General features: G+C 74.7%; 2 protein-coding genes. Both read left to right on the forward strand.

What is annotated here, in order from left to right:
- Positions 1 to 5,319: type I polyketide synthase (locus CCN39_RS35040; RefSeq protein WP_208630511.1), on the forward strand; the 5,319-nt coding region annotated here is incomplete at its 5' end.
- Positions 5,320 to 6,988 (forward strand): type I polyketide synthase (locus CCN39_RS35045; protein ID WP_208630512.1); only part of this gene is annotated, 1,669 nt, incomplete at its 3' end.

Raw genomic sequence — 6,988 nt, forward strand, 5'->3', positions numbered from 1 at the left:
GAACTCGGCTTCGACTCGCTGACGGCGGTCGAGCTGCGCACCCGGCTCGCCACCGCGACCGGCCTGCGGTTGCCCGCGACCCTGGTGTTCGACCACCCCACGGTGACCGTCCTCGCCGGGTTCCTCGGCGAGCTGTTCGGCACCGGGACGCCGGCCGAAGCCGCGGTGGCCACGGGGATCGCCGCCGACGAGCCGATCGCCATCGTCGGCATCGGTTGCCGCTTCCCAGGCGGGGTCCGCTCGCCCGAGGACCTCTGGCGGCTGGTCGCCGCGGGCGGCGACGGCATCACGCCGTTCCCGGACGACCGCGGCTGGGACCTCGAGGAGATCTACGACCCCGAGCCGGGTGCCACCGGCAAGAGCTACGCCCGCGAGGGCGGTTTCCTCGCCGACACCACCCGCTTCGACCCCGGCTTCTTCGGGATTTCCCCGCGCGAAGCCCTGGCGATGGACCCGCAGCAGCGGCTTCTGCTCCAGACGTCCTGGGAGGCCTTCGAACGCGCCGGGCTCGACCCGGCTTCGGTGCGGGGCGAGCGGATCGGCGTCTTCGCGGGGACCAACGGCCAGGACTACCCGGCCCTGCTGGAACGCTCGGCCGAGCCCTTGGAAGGCCACGCCGGCGTCGGCAACGCGGCCAGTGTCGTCTCCGGGCGGCTGTCCTACGTGTTCGGTCTCGAAGGCCCTTCGCTGACCGTGGACACGGCGTGTTCGTCGTCGCTGGTGGCGTTGCACCTGGCGGTCCAGGCGCTGCGGCGCGGCGAGTGCTCGATGGCGCTGGCCGGCGGCGCGACCGTGATGGCGACCCCCGGCATGTTCGTCGACTTCAGCCTCCAGCGCGGCCTCGCCGCGGACGGCCGGTGCAAGGCCTTCGCCGAGGCGGCGGACGGCGCCGGGTTCTCCGAGGGCGCGGGCATGTTGCTGGTACAGCGGCTGTCCGACGCGCTGCGCGAAGGACGCCGGGTGCTGGCCGTGGTGCGCGGTTCGGCGGTGAACTCCGACGGCGCGTCGAACGGCCTGACCGCGCCGAACGGCCCGTCGCAGCAGCGGGTCATCCGCGCGGCCCTTGCGGACGCCGGCCTGGAGCCGGCCGAAGTGGACGCGGTGGAAGCCCACGGCACCGGCACGACCTTGGGCGACCCGATCGAAGCGCAGGCTTTGCTCGCGACCTACGGGCAGGACCGCGCCACGCCACTCCGGCTCGGCTCGGTGAAGTCCAACCTCGGGCACACGCAGGCCGCGGCCGGGGTCGCCGGGATCATCAAGATGGTCATGGCGATGCGGCACGGCGTCCTGCCGCGGACGCTGCACGTGGACGAGCCGTCGTCCCGGGTGGACTGGTCGGCGGGGGCGGTGGAGCTGCTCACCGAGTCGCGCGACTGGACTTCCGAGCGGCCCCGGCGGGCCGGGGTGTCGTCGTTCGGCATCTCCGGTACCAATGCGCACACGATCCTCGAGCAGGCGCCGGACGTCGTCGTCGAGGAGCGCGAGCCGGTCTCCGGACCGGTGCCGTGGGTGCTGTCGGGACGGACCGAGGCCGCGCTGCGTGACCAGGCCGCCGCCCTCACCGGGGTGGACGCGGATCCGGCGGACGTCGGGCTCTCCCTGGCTACGGCTCGGTCGCGGTTCCCACACCGCGCGGTGGTGTTCGGCGCCGAGGCGCTGGCCGCCGTCGCCGGGGGAGCACCCGCGGCGAACGCGGTCACCGGCGTCGCCGGGCCACCCGGCAAGGTGGCCTTGGTGTTCCCCGGTCAGGGTGCGCAGTGGGCGGGGATGGCCCTCGAGCTGGCCGGAGCCTCGCCCGTGTTCGCGGCCCGCCTCGACGACTGCGGCGCCGCGCTGGCGTCCTTTGTGGACTGGCAGTTGCGTGACGTGCTGGCCGACGCGGAGGCCTTGGGCCGGGTGGACGTCGTGCAGCCCGCGCTGTTCGCGGTGATGGTGTCGCTGGCCGAGCTGTGGCGCTCCTTCGGCGTGGTGCCGGACGCGGTCGTCGGGCACTCGCAGGGCGAGATCGCGGCGGCCGTCGTCTCAGGTGCACTGTCCCTTGAGGATGGTGCTCGGGTGGTGGCGCTGCGCAGCAAGGCGATCCTGGCGCTGGCCGGGCGCGGCGGGATGGTGTCGGTGGCCGCGCCGCCGGCCACTGTCGAAGAGCGGCTGACCGAGGGAATCTCGATCGCGGCGGTGAACGGCCCGGCCGCCGTGGTGGTCTCCGGCGAGCCCGGTGCCCTCGACGAGCTGATCGCGGCCTGTGCGGCCGACGGCATCCGCGCCAAGCGCGTCCCGGTCGATTACGCCTCGCATTCAGCGCAGGTGGAGCAACTGCGCGAAGAGCTTCTCGAGATGCTCGGCCCGATCACCCCGCGAACCGGGGAGACGGCTTTCCTCTCCACGGTGACCGGCGAGTGGAACGAACATGTGGACGCCGAGTACTGGTACCGGAACCTGCGCGGCACAGTGCGTCTGGACATCGCGGTCGAGCGGCTGAAGAGCGAGGGGTTCGGCACGTTCGTCGAAGCCTCGCCGCACCCGGTGCTGACCATGGCACTCGGGGACGACGTCCTCGCCGTGGGCTCCCTGAAGAGGGACGACGGCGGGCTCTCCCGCTTCTACACCGCCCTGGCCGAAGCGCACGTCAACGGCGTCGACGTCGACTGGACCCCGGCCTTCCCCGGTGCCCGGTTCACCGACATCCCCACCTACCCGTTCCAGCAGGACCGGTACTGGCCACAGTGGACCGCGACGACCGCGGGCGACGCGGGCGGGCTCGGCCTCACCGACGCCGGGCACCCGCTGCTCGGTGCGGCCGTGGCCGTCGCGGGCACCGGCACCACCCTGCTCACCGGACGGCTTTCCCTGAGCACGCACCCGTGGCTCGCCGACCACGCCGTCGGCGACACCGTGCTGCTGCCGGGCACCGCGTTCGTCGAGCTGGCCGTGCAGGCGGGCGACCAGGTCGGCTGCCGGACCGTCGAAGAGCTGACGCTGCAGGCGCCCCTGGTCCTGCCGCGCCGTGGCGGTGTCGCCCTCCAGGTCCGCGTCGAGGCCGCCGACGAACACGGCCGTCGCGCGGTGACCGTCCATTCGCGACCCGGCGACGATCTCGAGTGGACCCAGCACGCGGAAGGCGTCCTGGCCACCGGCGCCGAGCCGGGCACGGCACTCACCGCGTGGCCGCCGCCGGGCGCGGAACCGCTGCCGGTCGACGGCCACTACGACACCCTCGCCGGTCACGGCTACCGCTACGGTCCGGCGTTCCAGGGCCTGCGCGCGGCCTGGCGGCACGGCGACGACCTCTACGCCGAGGTCGTCCTGCCCGACGACCAGCGGGCCGACGCGGCGCGCTACGGCCTGCACCCGGCCCTGCTCGACGCGGCCCTGCACCCGATCGGCCTGACCAGCGCCCAAGCCGGCGCCCGGTTGCCGTTCGCCTGGACCGGCGTCCGGCTGTACGCGACCGGCGCGACCACCCTGCGGGTCCGGCTGGGGGCGCTCGGCGCGGACGGCGTCTCGGTCGCCGTCGCCGACGAAACCGGTGCGCCGGTCGCGGAGGCCGAATCCCTGGTCATGCGGCCGATTTCGGCCGGGCAGCTGGCCGCCGCCGCGGACCACGGTGCCGATGCCCTCTTCGCCCTGACCTGGCAGCGCCTGGACGCCGGACCGGCGGCCCCGGCGGTGCCGCTGGGCGAGTCCGGGCCGGTCGGCTACACGGAGTGCCGCGGCGACATGACGGCCGAAGCGCTCAAGACCCTGCAGGACTTCCTGACCGGCGACGGGCGGCTGGTCCTGGTCACCGAGTCGGCGGTGGGGGACGCGCCCGCCGACCCCGCCGCGGCGGCCGTCTGGGGTCTCGTGCGCTCGGCGCAGTCGGAGCACCCGGACCGGTTCGTCCTCCTCGACGTCGACACGACCGAGAACCTCGCCACCTGGGCCGGTGTGGCCGCCGCGTCCGGCGAGCCGCAGCTGGCGTTGCGCGGCGGCGAACTCCACGTGCCTCGCCTGGCGCGGGCGACGCCGTCGCCGCGGGAGCACACCTGGAACCCGGACGGGACCGTCCTGATCACCGGCGCGAGCGGCGTGCTCGGCGGGCTGCTCGCCCGGCACCTGGTGACCGTCCACGGCGTCCGGCACCTGCTGCTGCTCAGCCGCAGCGCACCCGGCATCGACGAGCTGACCGACGCGTCCGTCACCGTGGTCGCCTGCGACGTCGCCGACCGGGCCGCCCTCGAAGAAGCCCTGGCGACGATCCCCGCCGAGCACCCGCTGACGGCGGTGGTGCACGCCGCGGGCGCGCTCGACGACGGCGTCCTCGAAGCCCTGACCCCGGAGCGGCTCGACACGGTGCTGCGCCCGAAGGCCGTCGCCGCGCGGCACCTGCACGAGCTGACCGAGCACCTGGACCTCGACGCCTTCGTGCTGTTCTCCTCCTTCGCGGCGACGATGGGCGGCGCCGGCCAGGCGGGCTACTCCGCGGCCAACGCCTACCTCGACGCCCTCGCCCAGCACCGCCACGGCCGGGGCCTGCCCGCGACCTCGCTCGCGTGGGGACTGTGGGAGGCGCGCAGCGGCCTGACCGCGCACCTCGGCGACGACGACGTGTCGCGCCTCGGCCGGTCCGGGGTCCGCGCCCTGCCGACCGACCGCGCGCTGCGGCTGTTCGACCTCGCTCTGGGCACGGACGAGCCGCTGCTCATGCCGGTCGCGCTGGACCTGGCCGCCTGGCGGGCCCGTGCGGAAGTCCCGGCGTTGCTGCGCGGGCTGATCAGGACCTCCGGGCGGCGGACCGTGCGCGACGGCCTCCCGACCGGGCCCGGGCTGGCCGAACGGCTGGCGGGGCTGCCGGAAGCCGAGCAGCTCCGGGTCGTCGACGACGTCGTCCGCGCCCAGGTGGCGGCGGTGCTCGGGTACGCGTCGGGCCACGCCGTCGAGGCCGGGCGCGGCTTCCTCGACCTCGGGTTCGACTCGCTGACCGCGCTGGAGCTGCGCAACCGGCTGAACGCGGTGACCGGGCTGCGGCTGCCCGCCACGCTGATCTTCGACTACCCGAACCCGGACGCGCTCACCAAGCACCTGTGCGCCGAGCTGCCCGCGGACGGGGCGAAGGCCGTCCTGCCCGTGCACGCCGAGCTCGACCGGCTGGGCGCGGTGCTCGCCGCGACCGAGCCCGGGGCCGGCGACCGCGACCTGATCACCGAGCGCCTGCGCGGGCTGCTGGCCCGGTGGACCGCGACCGACGACCGCCGGGCGGAATCCGGCACGGAACTGGCCGACGCCACCGCCGAGGAGATCTTCGACCTCCTGGACGACGAACTGGGGATGTCCTGAATGTCGAACGAACAGAAGCTCCTGGACTACCTCAAGCGCGCCACGGCCGACCTGCGCGAAGCCCGCCGCCGGTTGCAGGAGAACGAGGAGCGCGCGCAGGAGCCGGTGGCGATCGTCGGCATGAGCTGCCGGTTCCCCGGCGGTGTCCGCACCCCCGAACAGCTCTGGGAGCTGCTGGAAGCGGGGCAGGACGCGGTCGGGGCGTTCCCCGCCGACCGCGGCTGGGACCTCGAGGCGCTGTACGACGCCGACCCCGCCGGCGCGGGCACCAGCTACACCCGGGAGGGCGCGTTCCTGCACGACGCGGCCGACTTCGACGCCGGCTTCTTCGGGATTTCCCCGCGCGAGGCGCTCGCCATGGACCCGCAGCAGCGGCTGCTCCTGGAAGTGTCGTGGGAGGCGCTGGAGCGGGCGGGCATCGACCCGACGTCCGTGCGCGGCGAAAAGGTCGGGGTCTACGCGGGGGTGATGTACTCCGACTACGCGGCCCGGCTGCTGCTCGCGCCCGAGGTGTTCGCGGAGTTCGAGGCGTTCCTCGGCAACGGCAACGCGGGCAGCGTCGCCTCCGGGCGGATCGCCTACACCCTGGGGCTGGAAGGTCCCGCCGTCACGATCGACACGGCGTGTTCGTCGTCGCTGGTGGCGTTGCACCTGGCGTGCCAGGCGGTCCGGCTCGGTGACTGCGCGCTGGCCCTGGCCGGCGGCGTCACGGTGATGGCCACGCCGGGCACGTTCACCGCGTTCAGCCGCCAGCGCGGCCTCGCCGCCGACGGCCGGTGCAAGCCCTTCGCCGACGCGGCCGACGGCACCGGCTGGGGCGAGGGCGCGGGGATGCTGCTGGTGGAACGGCTGTCCGACGCGCGTCGCCACGGGCACCCGGTGCTCGCCGTCGTCCGCGGCTCGGCAGTCAACTCCGACGGCGCGAGCAGCGGCCTGACCGCGCCGAACGGCCCGGCGCAGCAGCGGGTCATCCGGGCGGCGCTGGCGAACGCCGGACTGTCCACCGCGGACGTGGACGCCGTGGAGGCGCACGGCACCGGCACCACACTGGGCGACCCCATCGAGGCGCAGGCCCTGCTGGCCACCTACGGTCGTGGCCGCGCGGCGGACCGGCCGTTGCTGCTCGGCTCGGTCAAGTCGAACCTCGGGCACACCCAGGCCGCCGCCGGGGTGGCCGGGATCATCAAGTCCGTCCAGGCTATGCGGCGGGGCCTGCTGCCACGGTCGCTGCACATCGACGCGCCTTCGTCCCAAGTGGACTGGAGCGCCGGCGGAGTGCGGCTGCTCACCGAGGCGACGCCGTGGCCGGAGACCGGGCAGCCGCGCCGGGTCGGCGTGTCGTCGTTCGGGGTCAGCGGGACGAACGCGCACGTGGTCCTGGAGCAGGCTGCCTCCGAACCCGCTTCGCCGCCGCGGGCGGCGGCTTCGGGCCCGGTGCCCTGGGTGTTGTCGGCGGGTTCTCCGGAGGCGCTGCGGGCGCAGGCGGCTGCGCTGCTTTCCCACGACGGCGACCCGGTCGACGTCGGGTTTTCGCTGGTGAAGTCGCGGGCGTTGCTGAGTCATCGGGCGGTGGTCACCGGTTCGGGTGGGCTTGCGGCGCTCGCTTCCGGCTCGCCGAGCCCGGCGGTGGTCACCGGGGAGGCGTCGGCCCGCGGCAAGGTGGCGCTGG

Origin of the sequence: Amycolatopsis kentuckyensis (assembly GCF_002155975.1) — a bacterium.
Taxonomy (GTDB): Bacteria; Actinomycetota; Actinomycetes; order Mycobacteriales; family Pseudonocardiaceae; genus Amycolatopsis; species Amycolatopsis kentuckyensis.